The 17,560-nt window shown below is 39.6% G+C and carries 20 protein-coding genes and 1 other annotated feature; of the genes, 4 read left to right on the top strand and 16 right to left on the bottom strand.

The window, feature by feature from the left end; all coding sequences use genetic code 11:
- Positions 1-691: 691 nt before the first annotated feature.
- Positions 692-1,309 carry an acetate uptake transporter gene (locus DET59_RS00795; RefSeq protein WP_397540905.1) on the top strand — a complete coding sequence of 206 codons (618 nt, stop codon included), beginning with the start codon at positions 692-694 and terminating at the stop codon, positions 1,307-1,309.
- A 96-nt stretch (positions 1,310-1,405) separates the two neighbouring features.
- Here the strand turns inward: DET59_RS00795 and DET59_RS00790 are convergent, their stop codons facing one another.
- The 6 genes from DET59_RS00790 to DET59_RS00765 all read right to left on the bottom strand — a co-directional run bounded on the left by DET59_RS00790 (position 1,406) and on the right by DET59_RS00765 (position 7,719).
- Positions 1,406-2,320, bottom strand: a complete 915-nt coding sequence (locus DET59_RS00790; protein WP_113967700.1) for a ferritin family protein — start codon at positions 2,318-2,320, stop codon at positions 1,406-1,408.
- 80 nt (positions 2,321-2,400) lie between these two features.
- A complete protein-coding gene (locus DET59_RS00785; RefSeq protein WP_113967699.1) occupies positions 2,401-3,363 on the bottom strand; it encodes a GNAT family N-acetyltransferase in 963 nt (320 codons plus the stop codon).
- A gap of 410 nt (positions 3,364-3,773) precedes the next feature.
- The gene (locus tag DET59_RS00780; RefSeq protein WP_113967698.1) at positions 3,774-4,634 is read right to left on the bottom strand and encodes a permease; all 861 of its coding nucleotides are present in this window, start codon (positions 4,632-4,634) and stop codon (positions 3,774-3,776) included.
- A 169-nt stretch (positions 4,635-4,803) separates the two neighbouring features.
- Positions 4,804-5,124, bottom strand: a complete 321-nt coding sequence (locus DET59_RS00775) for an ArsR/SmtB family transcription factor (protein ID WP_113967697.1) — start codon at positions 5,122-5,124, stop codon at positions 4,804-4,806.
- A 153-nt stretch (positions 5,125-5,277) separates the two neighbouring features.
- Positions 5,278-6,525, bottom strand: a complete 1,248-nt coding sequence (gene tyrS, locus DET59_RS00770; RefSeq protein ID WP_113967696.1) for a tyrosine--tRNA ligase — start codon at positions 6,523-6,525, stop codon at positions 5,278-5,280.
- A 268-nt stretch (positions 6,526-6,793) separates the two neighbouring features.
- Positions 6,794-7,002 (bottom strand) — a binding site (T-box leader).
- Positions 7,003-7,059: 57 nt separating this feature from the next.
- Entirely contained in the window at positions 7,060-7,719 is a 660-nt protein-coding gene (locus tag DET59_RS00765) for an O-methyltransferase (RefSeq protein WP_113967695.1), read from the bottom strand.
- Between the two features lie 230 nt (positions 7,720-7,949).
- On the opposite strand from DET59_RS00765, the gene DET59_RS00760 reads away from it, so the two are divergent.
- On the top strand, positions 7,950-9,557 hold the full coding sequence (locus DET59_RS00760) for a ribonuclease J (RefSeq protein WP_397540908.1): 1,608 nt from the start codon (positions 7,950-7,952) through the stop codon (positions 9,555-9,557).
- Between the two features lie 82 nt (positions 9,558-9,639).
- Here DET59_RS00760 and DET59_RS00755 read toward each other — a convergent pair whose 3' ends face one another.
- Genes DET59_RS00755 through DET59_RS00745 form a run of 3 tightly spaced genes read right to left on the bottom strand, consistent with a single transcriptional unit; the run spans position 9,640 to position 11,056 of the window.
- Positions 9,640-9,936: a putative quinol monooxygenase gene (locus DET59_RS00755; protein WP_113967693.1), complete on the bottom strand. Its 297-nt coding sequence runs from the start codon at positions 9,934-9,936 to the stop codon at positions 9,640-9,642.
- A 23-nt stretch (positions 9,937-9,959) separates the two neighbouring features.
- On the bottom strand, positions 9,960-10,595 hold the full coding sequence (locus DET59_RS00750) for a nitroreductase family protein (RefSeq protein ID WP_113967692.1): 636 nt from the start codon (positions 10,593-10,595) through the stop codon (positions 9,960-9,962).
- A gap of 26 nt (positions 10,596-10,621) precedes the next feature.
- Entirely contained in the window at positions 10,622-11,056 is a 435-nt protein-coding gene (locus tag DET59_RS00745) for a MarR family winged helix-turn-helix transcriptional regulator (protein ID WP_181778012.1), read from the bottom strand.
- 187 nt (positions 11,057-11,243) lie between these two features.
- On the opposite strand from DET59_RS00745, the gene DET59_RS00740 reads away from it, so the two are divergent.
- Complete coding sequence (locus DET59_RS00740; RefSeq protein WP_113967691.1) at positions 11,244-12,299, top strand: iron-containing alcohol dehydrogenase family protein; 1,056 nt, start codon at positions 11,244-11,246, stop codon at positions 12,297-12,299.
- A 137-nt stretch (positions 12,300-12,436) separates the two neighbouring features.
- On the opposite strand, the gene DET59_RS00735 is transcribed toward DET59_RS00740, so the two are convergent.
- From DET59_RS00735 to rlmN, 6 genes are all read right to left on the bottom strand, one after another.
- Positions 12,437-12,628 carry a hypothetical protein gene (locus tag DET59_RS00735; protein WP_113967690.1) on the bottom strand — a complete coding sequence of 64 codons (192 nt, stop codon included), beginning with the start codon at positions 12,626-12,628 and terminating at the stop codon, positions 12,437-12,439.
- 33 nt (positions 12,629-12,661) lie between these two features.
- On the bottom strand, positions 12,662-12,829 hold the full coding sequence (locus DET59_RS00730) for a DinB family protein (RefSeq protein WP_113967689.1): 168 nt from the start codon (positions 12,827-12,829) through the stop codon (positions 12,662-12,664).
- A gap of 48 nt (positions 12,830-12,877) precedes the next feature.
- Positions 12,878-13,162, bottom strand: a complete 285-nt coding sequence (locus tag DET59_RS00725) for a hypothetical protein (RefSeq protein WP_113967688.1) — start codon at positions 13,160-13,162, stop codon at positions 12,878-12,880.
- A gap of 202 nt (positions 13,163-13,364) precedes the next feature.
- Positions 13,365-14,720 (bottom strand): NAD(FAD)-utilizing dehydrogenase, encoded by a 1,356-nt coding sequence (locus DET59_RS00720; protein WP_113967687.1) that lies wholly within the window; start codon positions 14,718-14,720, stop codon positions 13,365-13,367.
- Between the two features lie 180 nt (positions 14,721-14,900).
- Complete coding sequence (locus DET59_RS21460) at positions 14,901-15,128, bottom strand: hypothetical protein (RefSeq protein WP_181778011.1); 228 nt, start codon at positions 15,126-15,128, stop codon at positions 14,901-14,903.
- Positions 15,129-15,448: 320 nt separating this feature from the next.
- Positions 15,449-16,519 carry a dual-specificity RNA methyltransferase RlmN gene (rlmN, locus tag DET59_RS00715; RefSeq protein ID WP_113967686.1) on the bottom strand — a complete coding sequence of 357 codons (1,071 nt, stop codon included), beginning with the start codon at positions 16,517-16,519 and terminating at the stop codon, positions 15,449-15,451.
- A gap of 224 nt (positions 16,520-16,743) precedes the next feature.
- Between rlmN and DET59_RS00710 the strand changes: the two genes are divergently transcribed.
- The gene (locus DET59_RS00710) at positions 16,744-17,289 is read left to right on the top strand and encodes a GNAT family N-acetyltransferase (RefSeq protein WP_113967685.1); all 546 of its coding nucleotides are present in this window, start codon (positions 16,744-16,746) and stop codon (positions 17,287-17,289) included.
- Positions 17,290-17,414: 125 nt separating this feature from the next.
- Here DET59_RS00710 and DET59_RS22275 read toward each other — a convergent pair whose 3' ends face one another.
- Positions 17,415-17,558: an AraC family transcriptional regulator gene (locus tag DET59_RS22275; protein ID WP_113967684.1), complete on the bottom strand. Its 144-nt coding sequence runs from the start codon at positions 17,556-17,558 to the stop codon at positions 17,415-17,417.
- Positions 17,559-17,560: the final 2 nt, after the last annotated feature.

Raw genomic sequence — 17,560 nt, 5'->3', positions numbered from 1 at the left:
CCTAATTGCATTTCTTCAATAATCCCATGATAACAACAAAAGGCAAATTTAGAAACTGTACGTCATCGATTACTATATTAATAGAAACGTATATTCGTGAGAAGATCTACATAGACTAAAAGGGAAGCGATCCGACAGAAAAAAAGCCGAACTATGAGGCCAGTCATAGTCCGGAAAAATCTTTAAGGAGCCCTCTACTTTTCAATATGATTCAACAACGAAATGATGAAACTTCCTGCTTGAAATATCAGCATGAAAATAAAGTAGTTCTCCACCACCCTCACCCCCTTCTAGAGGATCGCTCGAGTAAAATATTTGTCCCCTGTTGATATGTATGTAGGATAGACTCAATTCATGCATTTTTTTGTTGTGAATTGGTTGTACGTTCAGAAGGAAGAACTCCCGGATTATCTTTTTGCGGATAATCCGGGAGTTTTTTCATTAGTGAGGAAGTTTTTGATGAATTTTCATTGGATGAGTCGTACTCTGGTTGAAATCGACTCTTTTGATGAGGTTTTTGTGAGCTGTATTAGTGTATGAGAAAATTTTATCAGCTAACCTCACTTTTATACCTAAACCACCTCAAAAATACCGCCTTTTTTATGAAAGTTATGCTTACATAATATTTTCTATTGCATATGAAGACTTTTTTATGTAAATTAGTCAAGTATGTTCAATAGGAGGTATCATCATGAATCAAACACAAAATACTCAAAGAGTTCAAATAGCCACAGCGGATCCATCTGCTCTTGGACTTTTCGGATTAGCTATGGTTACCCTTGTCGCATCTTCAGCGAAACTTGGATGGACGGATGGGGTTTCATTTGTATTACCATGGGCGATTTTCCTTGGTGGAATTGCACAGCTGATTGCATCTTTTGGAGATGCAAAACATAATAATACGTTCGGATCCACTGCTTTTGGAGCATTCGGCTTATTTTGGCTTGGAGTCGGAACATCCTGGTTAATTTCATTCGGTGTGTTTGGGGAAGCAGCGGCGGCTGCAGTAGATCCACACCAACTGGGGATTGCGTATATCGGTTACCTGATTTTCAGTATTTTTATGACCGTTGGCGCCATGGAAACACATAAGGTCTTATTCATTATATTTGTCCTGATTGATTTCTTATTTATCGGCCTTTCCCTGTCCACACTAGGGATTGCACCTGAAGCCATGCATAAATTAGCAGCCATTTCCGAGTTGTTTATTGCATTATTCAGCTTCTACGGCTCTGCTGCAAGTGTGTTGAACACCCACTTTGGGAGAGAAACACTTCCTGTAGGAAAGCCATTCGGGATATTTAAGTAACGGAAAAAAGAGATAGATGACAGGCTCATCTATCTCTTTTTTTTCATTTTTTTTCAATACTGGAATCAAGATGTCGAAATGAGGATCCTGGTCACTTCATCTGGCTAACCCTCTCTCAAAAGCAGCTAAATGATTCTGTGAAGCATCTCTCAATTGTGTAAAAACAAATCTTACATCTTGAGGAAGATTGTAAGTCAGAAATTTATTATACATAGCAATATTATCAATTTCGCCCTGAACTCCTGCTGCGTATGCACTCTTAATCGAATCAGGAGTTGAGGTATAGGCTTGAGAATTATCTTCAGGCAATGGCACACCATAGCGCTGGAAAAGGGTTTGCAAAGCTGTAATATGTCGCAGCTCGGCTTCTTTTATTCTTAAGAAGGTTCGAACATTACCGAAATTCTGTATGATTCGATCGTATCTGGTCTGAGCCAGGTATTCATCCTGCATGGTATAAACGAGCATTTGAGGGACTGTGAGTGAAGTTGCCTGAAGTGCTCCTTTTGCGCCGTAATCCATTTGCCTCTCCTGTCTCCAGCTTCCTTGGTTCTTGATAAAGAAATACAAAAACCAAACGGCATGATTTTGTTCATCTGCAGCAGCCCGACGGAATGATTCCTTTATATAGGCATCCTGGGCTCCATCAGCAATCTCTAAATAGAAATCAACCGTTTCTTGCTCGTCTTTTATGGCGAATTCAATACCTCTTTTGTATGAATCAGGACAACCTTCTTGCAATTGTGGAGTGGGCGGGACTCCTGTTATATTCGTATAGATATCACTGAAAGCTTTGAAATGGCGCATTTCATCTTTTCGAATTTCTCGAATGCGATTTTTCTCTTCTTCGGTTGGGGCCAATTTGGCAAGTTTTTTATAACAAGCGATCGCACTATATTCTCCGTTAATTGCCTTTTGTATATCTTTTATCAGTGATTGATCCTCCTGAACCCGCGAGTAACCATCTAAATGAAAAGGTTTGAATTGACGATAAAATTGATAAGGATTCATACTTAATGACACCTCTCCTTTCGTCTGTCATTAAGTATCTTATGACTTCCGCCTAAATCGGGTGTCTGGAGATTTTCACTTTACCTCTTCTTATGTACTACTTCATACGCATCCAAAAGATCCTTCACCAAAATATTATTGATCCTCATTCCCTCCGTCTCACAATCTATTAATTCAACATCATTCAGATTACAACTTTTAAACGGACTCCCTTTAAGATCGCAACGCTCAAATCTTACAGGCTCTTCCTTATCTTCAAGAGTCGTGTCATGAACATAAACGCCGCCGAAAGTCACATGGGCGAATTCACTATGTGAAAGATTCAAATCAGCAAACAGGGATTTTTTGAAATTAATATTTTGAAAGCGGGACTCACTTAGATTGCAATTACTGAATTGAGCTCCCATTAGGTTACTGTTGCTAAATGTGGTATGAGCCCCGGCGATCCCATAAAAATCCGTCTCCTTCATGTCGCTCTGTTCGACTTGCAGCCGAGAAAGGTCAACTTGTCCCAAGGTATCACCTTGAATGAGAATCTCCCTCGTCCCAGCCTCTTCTGTAGCATCCAGTTGTACCCTTTTTTCATAGCAGAATTCATCTTCTGATTCAAAGATTTTCGTGTACCCCATCTTCTCGTAAAAGGCATGATTATTCAGCTGCCGACTGGATGTCTCAAGTTCCCACGATTTCACCTGTGGAAACTCCTTTTCTATTAATCCTATGGCAGATGAACCAATTCCTTTTCCCTGGTAATCCGGATCAACAAAGATACGGTCGACTCTTCCATGGCGCTTTCCCTCTAACGTGATAATCACACCTCCAACAAGCTCTTCTTGATAAAGGATTTTGAAATAATTCAATTCTAGGATCATATACTTCCCCATCTCGATGGAGTCGTAACCTGGTGGTTGTATATTGTAATCGACGACATTCTCTGCATATGAAAGCCATTTATCTTTTTCAGCATCAAACACTTTCCTTTTTATATCAGTAAGGATATCTGCATCTTCTATTCGTGCTCTTTCAATTGTGATTGTACACATTTAGTTTCTCCTCTTTATCTCTTATTAATTGCTCATTAGGCAACAGATCTGGATTGAAGTACTTTCATTTCCTTTCGTCGGATTTCATTATATGGAAAATTATAACTTAAATTAGTGTTTTTTTAAAACTGCCTATTGTCAAGATACGCAATTTAGAATCTGCGTTGAAGTATATTGGCTTTCATTTAACCGAAACGCCTACTCATTGATTTGAAAGTACCCTCTTTACTACCATCCCAATAAAAGAAGATGAAGCCCTGCGTTAGAAAACGAGGGCTTCATTTTTCATTTTTGACAACATTCTTTTTTCACATTTTCATCTTTTACTTCAACCAACTTCACTTTGCAGCAATCCTTTTGTTCTTTTTGACCCATCAAACTCTTTAACCATTTCATTTTTTTCACCTCCCTTATATAAAGTAAAATAAGAATCCCGATATAGTAGACATGATGAGGACAGAGCCAATAAATGCGAACACAAGTCTCTTCTTAAAGATGCTATGGAGTAAAGTCACTTCCGGAAGGCTTGCTCCTGCTGATGCAATCATTAGGGCCATTACTGGTCCCAGTGCCATACCTTTAGCAATAAGGATTTGAGAGATCGGAATCATTGTAGATAGTCGGATGTATAAAGGAATTCCGATAATCGCAGCTATCGGCACCAGCCACCAATTTTCGCCTCCTAAATAAGTTGTAATCCATTGTGTTGGAACAGAACCATGAATAACCGAACCAATCCCTGCCCCGATAATAAGAAATGGATAGACATTTTTCATAAGTGTAAGTGTTTCTCTTATCGCTTTCTTAATGTCGATACCATTCTCAGGAGCTGAAAAATTTTCTACCATCACATTTTTTAGTTGTCTTTCAAAACCAAATGCACTCAACGCAAATCCGATGATAATAGAAAAAGATGTGGTTATAATCGTATATGCAATTGCGACTTTCCATCCCAGTAAGTACGTCATCAAGGACAAAATCGTTAAATCCAGTACAGGTGAGGCAAAAAGGAAAATCATTACAATGGAAAAGCGGACTTTGTTTCGCAATAGATTTACGACTATAGGGATGGTTGAACAGGAGCAAAATGGTGTGACGAACGCAAAACCAACAGCAATCAGAGCACTCAACAGAGGATGACTTCTATCCATCAGCTCCTCCATTCTTTTATAGGGAATGAGTCCTTGCAGTAAATGAATAACAAAGGAAATCCCGACAAAAAGCACAGTTAGTTCAAGTGCAATACTGATGAAATCTTTCAATATAGTCATTTTGACTACCTCCATTTTGTTTAATCAATTTTTTTTGATTAATTATTCAAAATTATATATCAACTTTTTTTGATTAATAAATCGAATTTAAACAAGCTCTTTCTCAAAACATCTGCCTTAGCTTTCATCCACTTTTATTGATTAATAAACCATAAAGAGATTGAGCATCTTATTCCTTCCTAAACAAGCAGCAAAGTTGTTCTGATAGCAAGTGATTCAATTCAGTGTGATTTAATGTATAGTAACTCCACGTGCCACGTGTTTCTTTCAAGATCAACTCAGCGTCCATTAAAATCTTTAGATGGTAGGAAAGTTTAGATTGGGGTAAATCTAATTTATCCGATAAGTCACATACGCACACTTCTCCCATTTCTGTAATTTGATGCAGGATAAATAACCTTTTTTGATCTGCAAGTGCCTTGAATTTTTTTTCGTATTTACTGAAGGTTGAATCCAGTGAAATATCTTTTAATGGAATTTGTTTATTCATGCCATCTGCTCCTATTAAATCAAATTTATTTGATATAATCTTACTATATGCAAGATCTTCCATTAAGTCAACTGATAAATCAAAAATATTTGTTTTATAATAAAAAATATGAAAGCCATCTATTCATACTGATTAGACGACTTTCTTACGGACTTACATTATTCGCAGCTTTTTATATTTCCTCTTCCCTACCTGCACAATCAGTCCATCTTCAATCTCTACTTCTAATTGCATATCCAGAACTTTATCTGAATTGATCCTGATTCCTCCATTTTGAATCATCCGCCGCGCTTCACTCTTTGAACCTTGCATATTCAGCTCAACAAGTAAGTTGATTATGGGCACTCTCCTTTCACCCGTCCACTGTATCTCTGGGATGTCATCAGGCAGGGCGCCTTTTTGGAATACTTCCTTAAAATTGTTCACGGCTTGCCCGGCTGCTTCTTCTCCGTGGTACATAGACACGATGGTTTTTCCTAAATGTATTTTGGCATCTCTAGGGTGGAGTGTCCCTTCGATTAATTCCTTCTCTATTTTCGATTTCTCATCTAGAGATATGTCCGTTATCAGGTTGAAGTATTTGATGATCAATTCATCCGGAATCGACATCGTCTTCCCAAACATTTGGTTAGGCTCTTCATCAATTCCAATGTAATTATGTTTTGATTTTGACATTTTATCTACACCGTCAAGGCCTTCAAGTAAAGGAAGTAATATGACAACTTGTTTTTCCTGGTGATAATGCTCTTGAAGATGCCGCCCCATCAACACATTAAACTGCTGATCCGTCCCGCCAAGTTCCACATCACTTTCTAATGCGACGGAATCGTATCCTTGCATTAACGGGTAGAAAAACTCATGAAGCGAAACTGGCTTCCCTGTTGACAACCGATTCGAAAAATCGTTTCTTTCAATTAATCGAGCAACCGTTATCTTTGAGGACAAGTGAATCACATCTTCAAGATTCAACAATGACAGCCATTTTGAATTGTAATGAAGCTCCACCTTCTCTTTGTCCAGGACTTTCCCAAATTGCTCAAAGTATGTTTGGACATTTCTCTTCACCTCTTCATCAGTCAGCTGCTTCCTTGCAACAGACTTGCCGGTTGGATCACCGATTTTACCGGTGAAATCCCCAATAATGAGCTGTATGATATGGCCGTTTTCTTGGAACAACCTTAATTTGTTCAGAACAACTGTATGACCCAGATGAACATCGGGAGCGGTTGGGTCTAGACCCAGCTTGATTTTCAATGGTACTCCCGTTGCAATTGACTTGACGAGTTTGTTCCTTAATTCTGTTTCTGGAATGATTTCATGCACTCCCTTTTTGTATACGGCTAACTGCCTTTCTACTTCAGCCTGTTGTTCTTGTGAAAGTGCTTCCCACTTGTGTTGCATGATCATTCCTCCTTGATTAATGTTCCGTTTGAATTTTTGTCAGGTTGATGGGGCTCTCTGAAATTATCTAGTTTCGCTGATATATTTTGGATTTCGCTGATAAAATGAGAATTTCGCCGTTATATTTCGAATTTCGCCGTTATATTTCGAATTTCGCCGTTATATTTCGAATTTCGCCGTTAAAACGAGAATTTCGCCGTTATATCTCAGATTTCGCCGTTATCCACTCTCCTCAACTAAAAATCACACCAAAAAACCACGCCCCTAAAAAAGGGACGTGGTTAACGCGGTACCACCCTCATTGAAGATTTCTCTTCCACTTCATACGGATAACGGACCGGCCGTTCTCTGCTACTAATGGTTCACAGAGAATGTTTAAGGAGGTAATTCGCGCTTATCTTTGTACTGATTCCCACCAGCCATCAGCTCTCTTCACCAGGGAGATAAGTCACTACTCGTTCCTATCATGACATCTAAGATTATGAATTTTCATTTATTTTACATAAGAATGCCATAAAATACAATCATCATTTTTTATCCCTTCACAATCCCCATTACAAACCCGTCATAACCTTTAGACCCGACGGTTTGAACAACCGTTGAATCAATGCGGGACTCTTCAGACAACATATCAACAAAATAGCGGACACCCTGAACGCTTTCATCTCCGGTATTATCCTCGATTACTCTTCCCCCACGTACCACATTATCTGTAATGATGACAGCTCCAGGTTGCGAAAGCTCGAGTGCCCATTTTAAATAATTTGCATTGTTTTGTTTGTCTGCATCGATGAAAATAAAGTCAAATTCACCCTCAATAGTCGGCAACGTATCTAAGGCAGCACCTACCTTGATTTCCACCTTTTGATCCATTCCAGCTTTTTGAATGTTTTTTGCGGCGACTTTTGCATGTTTTTCACTATATTCCAAGGTTACAAGATGGCCGTCCTCGGGCAATGCACGTGCAAGCCAGATTGTACTATAGCCTCCAAGTGTCCCGATTTCCAATATGCGTTTCGCTCCTTTAAGCTGTGCAAGCAAAGAAAGAAACTTCCCTTGATTCGGAGATACATCGATTGCAGGCAGTTCTGCTTCACTATTTGCCTTCAATACAGAATCCATAAGTGGATCTGATACTTGAAGTTTACTCATAAAATATTGATCTACTTCTGTCCATGCTTTTGTTGATGTCATCACCATCACTCCTTAGTATGTAACTTTCATAAATAATAGTAGCATAATTTACCATATATTAATCATTTAACGTAACTTTTTATCTCTCAATACATAATCCACCTTAATGATATCAACCTATTCGGGCATAATAACCAAAACAATTTGTCTTGGAGGGTTCATTCTTGCATACCAATGAACAGGCATTATCCATTTTTGCACTTGGCGGAATCAATGAAATCGGAAAAAATATGTATGTCATTCAATATCATGATGATATTGTCATCATTGATTGTGGAGGTAAGTTTCCTGATGAAAGTCTTTTGGGGATCGACTTAATCATTCCTGATGTTACTTATCTGGAAAAAAACAAAGATAAAATACGGGGGTTAATTGTCACTCATGGCCACGAGGATCACATAGGTGGCATTCCTTATCTTCTGAAAAAAATGAACATACCCATTTACGCTACACATTTCACCCTGGGACTGATCGAACTAAAATTAGAAGAGCACAGGCTTATAAGAGAGACAAAACTTGTAACCATCGACTCAAATTCCCACCTGAATTTCGGAACGATCGATGTTTCGTTCTTCAAGGTCAGTCACAGCATTCCGGATTGTTTAGGTATCGTATTTCATACGCCGGAAGGAAATGTCGTACATACCGGAGACTTTAAATTCGACTTAACCCCTGCCAATCATCAATACTCAGACATTCATAAAATGGCCAGGATCGGTGATGAAGGGGTAATGGTCTTACTTTCGGAAAGCACGAATGCGGAGCGGAGCGGCTTGACCCCTTCTGAACAAATGGTGGGGAATCATATGAATGAAGCGTTCCTGAAAGCCACTGGAAAGATCTTTGTCTCAACCTTCGCTTCCAATGTCAACCGGGTCCAGCAGGTGGTCGATGCTTCCATTAAGACAAAAAGGAAACTGGCATTATTAGGAAGAAGCATGATCAATGTCGTTTCAGTCGCCATAGAACGGGGATATTTAACCGTGCCTGATGGGATGCTGATTGATGCCCGTGAAATTGATGCATTACCTCCCGAAAAGGTAGCGATTTTATGTACGGGAAGTCAAGGGGAGCCTATGGCTGCACTTGCTCGCCTATCGACTGGAAGATTCAGGGACGTATACGTTTATCCAGGTGATACGGTCATTCTGGCTGCTTCACCAATACCAGGAAACGAAAAGAACGTATCACGTATTCTGGATCAATTATTTCAACTGGGTGCCCACGTAATTTACGGAAGTGGAAGTACAACAGGCATGCATGTGTCAGGACATGGGTATCAAGAAGACTTAAAACTCATGCTAACATTATTGAAGCCGACTTACTTTATTCCTATACATGGTGAATACCGAATGCTTCATCATCACCGAATCCTGGCTGAATCGGTAGGCGTGGAAGCAGGAAATACTTTTATAATAAAAAACGGTGAAGTCGTTGATATTGAGAATTCCCTTGCCCGTCAAACGCGTGCCATTCCCGCAGGAGATACCTATGTAGATGGCTTTAGCGTCGGAGATATCGGTTCAATTGTTTTACGGGATCGAAAACAACTTTCTGAAGATGGAATGCTTATCATTGTCATCACCCTCAGTAAGTCGGATCATTCAATTATTTCTGGACCTGATACCATTTCACGGGGTTTCGTTTTTGTACGAAACTCAGAAGACCTATTAAAGGACGTAAACAATCTCGTAAAAAAAGTCGTAGATGAATTGTCTGCAGAAAATATTCGGGATTGGAAAGAAATGAAACAGGAGATCAAAAAAGACGTAGGTCAATACCTATTCAAGCATTTGAAGAGGAAACCGATGATATTGCCGATTATTATTGAGGTGTAGTTGGAAATGTCGGGGGCTTATGCGCCTGGCATTTTTTCATTTAAAAAAGCACCCAACCAAAAGTCAGGTGCTTCCCAATCCATTATTTCTGTACCTTGTTTCCGTCATAAATCTTCACATCTAAAGGAGCCGCTAAATACTCAGGCGCTCTTCCAACAAATGAAGAGAAATGCTCACTCGCATTATGACTCTCAACGGCAGCAGCATCCCTCCACACCTCTACCATTGTATAGACACTTTCTCTTTCAATATCTTTCATTAAGTCATATGAAATGTTTCCCTCTTCTGCTCTGGATTCTGCTACAAGTGGGCGAATCTCTTCTAAAAATGCTTCTTCTTTGGTTGGATTAATATGAAATTCTGCATGTATAATAATCATATTTTTCTCCTCTTTTCTTATTTTTATTTCCATTCTGTGATGGACTCTACAGGCAGCCGAACAGATTTGTAGCCTGCATCAGCCGCTTTGCCGATTGAAATCAGCATGACTGGATAGTAACGATCTTTGTCCATACCGTATGCTTCAGCCATTTGATCCTTTTCATATCCACCAATCGGATTTGTATCAAATCCGTGAGCACGTGCAGCAAGCATGAGTTGCATGGATACTAACCCTGCATCAATGAGGTTCATTTCCCTGAACTGTTCAGTTGTCATCATTTGTAGTAATCCTTTAATAGATGGAAGCTGTCTGTCTCTTACTTCTGCAGGCATATACCCTTCTTCTACTGCTTTATTGTAAATCTCATCCGCATAGTCAAGGCTGTTCATATCTACAAATACCGCGATCACTGCAGAAGAAGTTTTGACTTGGTTCTGATTGAATTTCGCAAGAGGGGCAAGTTTTTCTTTCCCTTCTGGACTATCGATCACCACAAAACGCCATGGCTGCAAGTTTACAGATGATGGTGCAAGAGTGGCTTCGGTTAGAATCTCTGTCATTTCTTCTTTGCTGATTTTCACAGAAGGGTCATAATTTCGGATGGAGCGACGACCCGTGATGATTTCGTTAAAGTCATTGATTTTTGTTTGATTCATGGTGCATTCTCCTTTATGAGTAAAATTTAGTATTCAATATCCTGAACATTATCCTGAATACGAATAAGCATGTCGGATAGAACCGAACGTTCTTCTTTTGTAAAGCTTTTAAAAACTTTAGAGATAAAGATTTCTTTCTCTTCACGATAAGCTTCTATTTTCTTACGGCCTTGTTCTGTCAACCTAACGAATGTAAACCTGTTATCATCAGGATTTTTACGTCGGAAGACCATCCCTTTTCCTTCAAGCTGCTTTAAGTGTCTTGTCACGGCTGCACTATCAATATTCACTTCTCTTTGTAGAGCCGTTTGACTGATTTCTTCCACTTCGAATAACTTGTGCAAAAGATCCAACCGAGACTGACTAATTCCGGTACAGCGCTCAAACTTAGGACTCATTTGCTTATATATATCATTTAGTTGAACGATTATCTTCTCTTCTTCACGACAAGAGATGGACAAAGCATCCTCCTCCTTTTTAATAATTGAGGGGTCAATCGTTGACCTGTCAATTAATATAATACATTTGGTTTTACAAGTCAAACATTTGGATCTTAAGAGAAAACCGTAATGATTTTAAAGGAATCCTTCTGACAAGTGTGGAAGGTGTAGAGGGAGTAAAAATCGAGAATAAAGGAGAATACAACCCATGACAAATTCGGTTACAAATATTCCGATTCCATCTATTTTAGAGGTTGGCTCTGACGTGTTGTCACGGTTAGACGATATTATAAAAAGGCACCCATTCTCCAACGCTATCGTACTATTTGATGAATTTTCAAATACCACTTTAAGAAATACAATCGAAAACGCCTTGTCCAGTCTCTCTATTGAGTGCGTAAAGCTGGATGATACAATGGATATCCATGAATTACTTTCTGCCGCATTTTCTTGGAGCCGCTTTGATGTCGTTATCGCGGTAGGAGGTGGAAAAGTTGTTGATTACGGTAAATATATTGCATTTTCCAGAAGAAGTCCGTTCATATCGATTCCAACTTCCCCATCCAACGACGGATTCGCAAGCAGTAACTGCTCTTTAATCGTCGATGGCAAGAAGACGACGGTTCCTGCCAAGGTCCCATATGGAATCATCGTAGATTTAGATATTATTAGACATGCACCGGATCGCTTTATCCTGGCGGGGATTGGCGATCTCATGTCAAACCTGACAGCACTATATGATTGGGAATTTGAAGAAAAAAACGGGGTTGGTTCTGTAAATGCCTTCGCCTATATGCTTAGTAAGAAAGCCGTTAATAGCTTCATCCGGACACCGATGCATGAATTAAAAAATGAAATCCTCCTTAAAGAATTAGTCAGTTCCTTAACAATGGGAGGGGTTTCGACGGTCATTAGCGGAAACAGTGCTCCCATCAGTGGTTCCGAGCATTTGATTTCCCACAGTCTTGAAATCATTTCTAAAACACCTCAAATGCATGGGATTCAAGTAGGTGTCGCCACCTATATCATGGCAAAAGTTCAAGAGCATAGAATAGAACGTATCGAAAAGGTTTTTACACGAACTGGTTTTTTTGATTATGTTAAAACAATCGGATTAATAAAAGCAGAGTACAGAGAAGCGATTTTAATGAGTACATCGATTAAGCCTAATCGTTATACCTATTTACATGATTCCAGTTATCAACAAAGAGCCTTGGAAATTTTAGATGAGGATCCTTTGTTACAGGAGATCTTTTCTGAGTGAAAAAGAAAATGGCCAGGTAATGAGGGAATGTCCTCTTCTACCTGGCCGCCTATTTACAGTATTATTTTTTAAAACATGCTAAACTCAGGTCATGTCACCTGTATGAATTTACTATCCGGGATTTCAGAGAAAAAAACTTACTCCTTTGGTTGGTCTAACGCTTGATAGGCAGCCTGGTATTTTCCCCCTTCTGCAACCTCTGAATGATACAATGCCTTAAGAGCAAACGTACGCTCTAAATTCATCTCATCCATCAATACTTTCAGACGACTTTGCAATTCTTTATTGTCCCTGATTAATTGTTTCATATGTGATTTCATATATTTCATAAGGCATTAACTCCCCTTTTCTACTTGAACAATTCATCCATTATAACACTGCTGGTCACAGTCCGCTACATGAAAGAGATTTTTCAGAATGCTCCCCATCCCGCCTGTACGTTCTTTGGTCAGCTCTTCCTGATTGATTTCCCTGCACCAATCAAACCATTCTTCCCGTATTTGCCAATTATAAGAAAAAAGTTCTACCATCTTTTCAACCTGCCCTTCATGATTTATGTATTCTAAAAGCCGCTATTCCTATTCAGTGAACAATCCAACAACAATGATTCCCAAGCTATTCAATGCAAATAAAGTCCCATAAATCATCATGACCATGCCCGTTCCAAACCCGTAAGGATCAAATGGACTTACGGATAAACCAGTCAGGATAAAAACCACGGGTGTGAGCAGTAAACATGCGACTCCATACCAAATTCTCTTCTTTTTATTCTTCCCTGCCAGCTTCATAACCGTAAAGTTGGTGAACGCTAAAATCGCCACAATAATCATGAACAACAGAAATAAGGCGCCCCAATCAGACAAAAAACCCCTCCTTACTTTCTCTAAATATACGCATCCAAATGGCCCCTCCAACTTAAAGTGGATTGCCTCCATTCATAGATGATCCCCTCAATTTCAGCTTAGAAGAATGAAATTGAAAGAAAAAACAAGATGCCGTCGATTACTCTACTCTTAATCCCATAAAAAAATCCTTTCTAATTATTCCAAATTTATCATTAAGTGGTTAATCATATATTCCTAGATATTTCCCTAAATAAATACCACTTGCCGCTGCCTGAGACAAGGAATGGGTTTCTCCCGAGCAGTCACCAATCAGATACAGATTTGACACATCTGTTTCAAAATTCTGATCCGTCGGTAATTTAGGTTCATAAAACTTCGCATCCAAACCGTACAAAAGTGTATCAGGGTGTAAAGTTTCCCCAATAAGCCTTTCCAAAGAAGCAAAAAACTTCTCAAGCGCCATCACATACAATTCAGGAACCTCTTCCCGAAGATTCCCATAATCCGCTTTGAGGGACGGACCTACCAGATTCCCATCCAACGTTTCTGTATTCCGATCTGATTTGAAATCTTCCAATCTCTGAACGATAATCCGATCTCGACCTTGATTGATTCCACCTATGATATTCATGGCATAGTCCATTGCCTCATCATGGGAGAGAAAATAGCGTGGAACGAACAAGCTGAAGTTCAGATTCGAACTTGGTGTATCTTCTTCACGGGCATTCTGTCCATCAGGCATCACTACGCCATGCTGGTGCTTCCGTATGATCCTCCCTCGCGGATTCATACAATAAGTTGTCGCACTGAATGATTCCCTCTCGATCTTAAGTTTCGTTTCAAATGTATCTTTTAATATCGATTGAAGCTGATCACCTTTCATTTCCACACGTATACCCAAATCCAGACGGGTTTCTCCTGGATAAAGCCTAAGAGATCCTGCTTGTTCTTTCAGCCATGTGCTGCCACTCATTCCTGTACCAATCACTAATTTCCCCGTCGTAAAATCACCGATATTGGACTTTAAGTGAAAGCCCGCCTCATTTTTAGAGATCGTTTCTACATGAGTTTCGAAACTAAAGGTAATACGGTTTTTCAGCACCTCATACATTTTTTGAAAAACCTCACTCGCCAAGCGTGTTCCTAAATGACGGACCTCTGTTGAAAGCACCTTTAAATCAGCCATACCGGCTCTATTCGAAAGTATCTCATTTTTCGTGCTATAGGAGGGGATGATGTCACCGCCAAACCCGCAGAGGATATCGTCTACTTCCTTCATCAAATCAAGTGTCGTTTGTTCTCCAATTTTCCTGCCAAGCTCTCCACCGAAATCATTCGTATAATTAAATTTCCCTTCTGATTTCCCAAGACCTGCAAATCCAATGTATTTACTGCACATTCCTTCACAAGTACATACTCCTCCCTCATCTAACCCACATGTACGTTCACTCAGTTTTTTGCCGAGATCAATCATGTGGATGGAGACATGTTCATTGTGCTTCATCAAGGTGTAAGCGAGAAACACACTGCTCACACCTGCTCCGATGATGGTGATGTCGTGATGATTCGATTGCATCCTCTGCTCCCCTTTCTTAGTTGTAAACGTTCATGTGCCACTTTAAATCAGGACAATTAAAATCGATGTTTCTTAATCTCTCTTTCAATTAGCTTTCAGTAATCAAATCTGAATTCTCCTCACCAAAATGGCGTCCATTTCCATCCTACCATAAAACAGAAATGGGGAAGGTCCGTCACTCTATTTATCTTTCAAACTGTGATGTAGATAGGGAAGGGAAGCGAGTGTCGAGATGGCTCCAGCAAGCATGATGGTCAGGTCTGTGCCTATTGCTTCAGCCAGTATTCCTGCAAGAAATGCGGCCAGGGGCATGAATACCCAAGTCATGAGGCGGCTTGTGGCCTGCACCCTTCCCAATAAGTGATCAGGTGTCAGCGTTTGCCGGATTGTAATAATGCATGGACTCATCATCGATGCACAAAAGGTCCTAACTGCATTCATATGTGATCATGAGCTGTAGTTACCAAATATGGCTTTTCGTACTGGCATTCATAAATATTAAAGTCTTTCGATAGGAGAATGGCGTCGATTTCTTTCTTAATTGCGTCAAAATTCATTTTATTGCGTCTGTAAAATTGGAATTGCGCCATAATCCAGTGGAATTGCGCCAAAATAGAGGGTAATTGCGTATTTTAACAATATATGGAATTTAATCTCATATTCATCCTCAACAAACACAAAAAAACACACAAATCCCATTCAGGAATTCATGTGCTAAATATAAAGTATTAAGATTTTACTTTGTCTTTTTTAATCTGCTTACTTCTCAATTGACCGCAAGCTGCATCAATGTCCGTCCCTTGTTCCACACGGACTCCACAGTTGATTCCATGTTCTAGTAATGTACCGTAGAATTCAACAATCGCTTCTTTCGTACTTCTTTGATATTGGTTGTGTTCGTCAACTGGATTATAAGGAATCAAGTTCACATAAGAAAGATGACGCTTGTTCTTTAACAACTTGGCTAGCTGTATAGCCTCTTCTTTATGATCGTTCACATCGCTCAATAAAATATACTCAAAGGTGATTCGTCGATTGGTCTTTTCTAAATAATAATCAATGGCCGGCATTAACTTCTCTAAAGGATACGCCCGGTTGATCTTCATGATCTTCGTACGCAATTCGTTGTTTGGTGCGTGCAAGGAAACAGCCAGGTTGATTTGAATGTTTTCGTCGGCAAATTTGTAAATCTTATCTGCCAGGCCACTTGTTGATACAGTAATGTGACGAGCACCGATCGAAAGACCTTTTTGGTCATTCACTACTCGGAAGAAGTCCATCATGTTATCGTAGTTATCGAATGGTTCACCAATTCCCATTACGACGATATGACTGACCCGTTCTCCATTTCCTGCTTCATCCAAATGATGTTGGACATTCATGATTTGTTCGACAATTTCACCGCTTGATAGGTCCCGGTTTTTCTTGAGTAGTCCACTCGCGCAGAATGTACAACCGATGTTGCATCCGACCTGAGTCGTCACACACACACTCAGTCCGTAATTAAAACGCATAAGAACCGTCTCTATCAGGTTACCATCCTCAAGCTTGAACAAGAATTTGATTGTGCCGTCCTTAGATTCCTGTTTAACCTCTTGAGTGAGTGTATGAAGATAGAAGTGATCGTCCAGCAACTGTACACAGTCAGCGTTTAGATTCTTCATTTCCGCAAAGTTTGTCACTCTCTTTTTATATAACCAATCCCACACTTGAGCCGCACGGAATTTCTTTTGACCGTGCTCGACCAGCCATGTTGTCAGTTGATCTAATGTTAATCCGTATATGGATTTCTTTTCCATTTAAAACCCTCATTTCAAAACTCTACAATTTTCTACTTATCTATACTACTTAAAGTATGGCAATGTTTCAAGGGATTTATAAGTGTTGAGAAGAATTGGAATTCCGTAATATAGTAAAAACACAATGAAAATACACCGAAACAGAAAATACACCCTACTTAGATTACTCTCTATAAACATGAAAAATATGGTATAATCTTCTAAAATTAAAGGAGTTGTCCCCCATGTTTTCATTCACAGTAGATCGAGAAATCTCAATCGAGCTATTTCAACAGCACCACAAAGAGGAGTTATACGACCTGATTGATTCAAACCGGGATCATCTTCGCAAGTGGCTTCTATGGGTTGATAAACGCCGGTCTCCACAGGATTTAGAACCGATCATCCCCCTTTGGATTCGGAATTACGCGGATAACAACGGATTCGATGCCGGGATACGCTATCAAGGAAAATTAGTCGGTATGATCGGGCTGCATCATATTGATTGGAAAAGCAAGAGCACCAGTATTGGATACCTTCTTTCTGAAGATGCACAAGGAAAAGGGATCATTACACGTGCCGTTTCCTCTCTATTAAACTATTTATTTATTGAAATGGACCTCAACAGGGTAGAAATCCAATGTGCCATCAACAATAAGAAAAGCCTCGGCATCCCGGAACGTTTAGGTTTTAAGAAAGAAGGCATCACTCGGGAGGGGCAGTGGTTATATGATCATTATGAGGATCTTGTAACGTATAGTATGTTGAAGAAAGATTGGGTTAAATCATAAGGAGTCCATATTACAGAGGCGCTTCTCATTGAGAAACGCCTCCCCTTGATATCCTATTATAGCGGGAAAGAATTACTACCTAACCAGCTGCATGGTCACAAAAGATCGTCTGCTCCCCTGGCTTATTAAATAAAAATAATTTCTTCCGTTCTCCTGTATTCTCTTGGAGAAAGGCCAACATATTTTTTGAAGGTACCACTAAAATAATTCGGTGTATTGAATCCAAGTTCTTCAGCAATGTACTCAATTGTATGGTTGGTATGACGCAAAA

It is taken from the genome of Rossellomorea aquimaris, from assembly GCF_003315075.1.
In the GTDB taxonomy this organism is placed as follows: domain Bacteria; phylum Bacillota; class Bacilli; order Bacillales; family Bacillaceae_B; genus Rossellomorea; species Rossellomorea aquimaris_C.
The sequence above is the reverse complement of the archived record's forward strand: the minus strand, read 5'-3'. Positions and strand labels throughout refer to the sequence as shown.

Coding starts and splice junctions, on each gene's coding strand:
- DET59_RS00720 (WP_113967687.1), bottom strand. CDS start 14,720: ATGCAATCGAATCATCACGACATCACCATCATCGGAGCAGGTGTGAGC.
- DET59_RS00740 (WP_113967691.1), top strand. CDS start 11,244: ATGACAAATTCGGTTACAAATATTCCGATTCCATCTATTTTAGAGGTT.
- DET59_RS00750 (WP_113967692.1), bottom strand. CDS start 10,595: ATGAATCAAACAAAAATCAATGACTTTAACGAAATCATCACGGGTCGT.
- DET59_RS00780 (WP_113967698.1), bottom strand. CDS start 4,634: ATGACTATATTGAAAGATTTCATCAGTATTGCACTTGAACTAACTGTG.
- DET59_RS00730 (WP_113967689.1), bottom strand. CDS start 12,829: ATGGTAGAACTTTTTTCTTATAATTGGCAAATACGGGAAGAATGGTTT.
- tyrS (WP_113967696.1), bottom strand. CDS start 6,525: ATGCAACACAAGTGGGAAGCACTTTCACAAGAACAACAGGCTGAAGTA.
- DET59_RS00785 (WP_113967699.1), bottom strand. CDS start 3,363: ATGTGTACAATCACAATTGAAAGAGCACGAATAGAAGATGCAGATATC.
- DET59_RS00795 (WP_397540905.1), top strand. CDS start 692: ATGAATCAAACACAAAATACTCAAAGAGTTCAAATAGCCACAGCGGAT.
- DET59_RS00710 (WP_113967685.1), top strand. CDS start 16,744: ATGTTTTCATTCACAGTAGATCGAGAAATCTCAATCGAGCTATTTCAA.
- DET59_RS00790 (WP_113967700.1), bottom strand. CDS start 2,320: ATGAATCCTTATCAATTTTATCGTCAATTCAAACCTTTTCATTTAGAT.
- DET59_RS00755 (WP_113967693.1), bottom strand. CDS start 9,936: ATGATTATTATACATGCAGAATTTCATATTAATCCAACCAAAGAAGAA.
- DET59_RS00775 (WP_113967697.1), bottom strand. CDS start 5,124: ATGAATAAACAAATTCCATTAAAAGATATTTCACTGGATTCAACCTTC.
- DET59_RS00735 (WP_113967690.1), bottom strand. CDS start 12,628: ATGAAATATATGAAATCACATATGAAACAATTAATCAGGGACAATAAA.
- DET59_RS21460 (WP_181778011.1), bottom strand. CDS start 15,128: ATGAGTCCATGCATTATTACAATCCGGCAAACGCTGACACCTGATCAC.
- DET59_RS00760 (WP_397540908.1), top strand. CDS start 7,950: ATGTATGTCATTCAATATCATGATGATATTGTCATCATTGATTGTGGA.
- DET59_RS00765 (WP_113967695.1), bottom strand. CDS start 7,719: ATGACATCAACAAAAGCATGGACAGAAGTAGATCAATATTTTATGAGT.
- rlmN (WP_113967686.1), bottom strand. CDS start 16,519: ATGGAAAAGAAATCCATATACGGATTAACATTAGATCAACTGACAACA.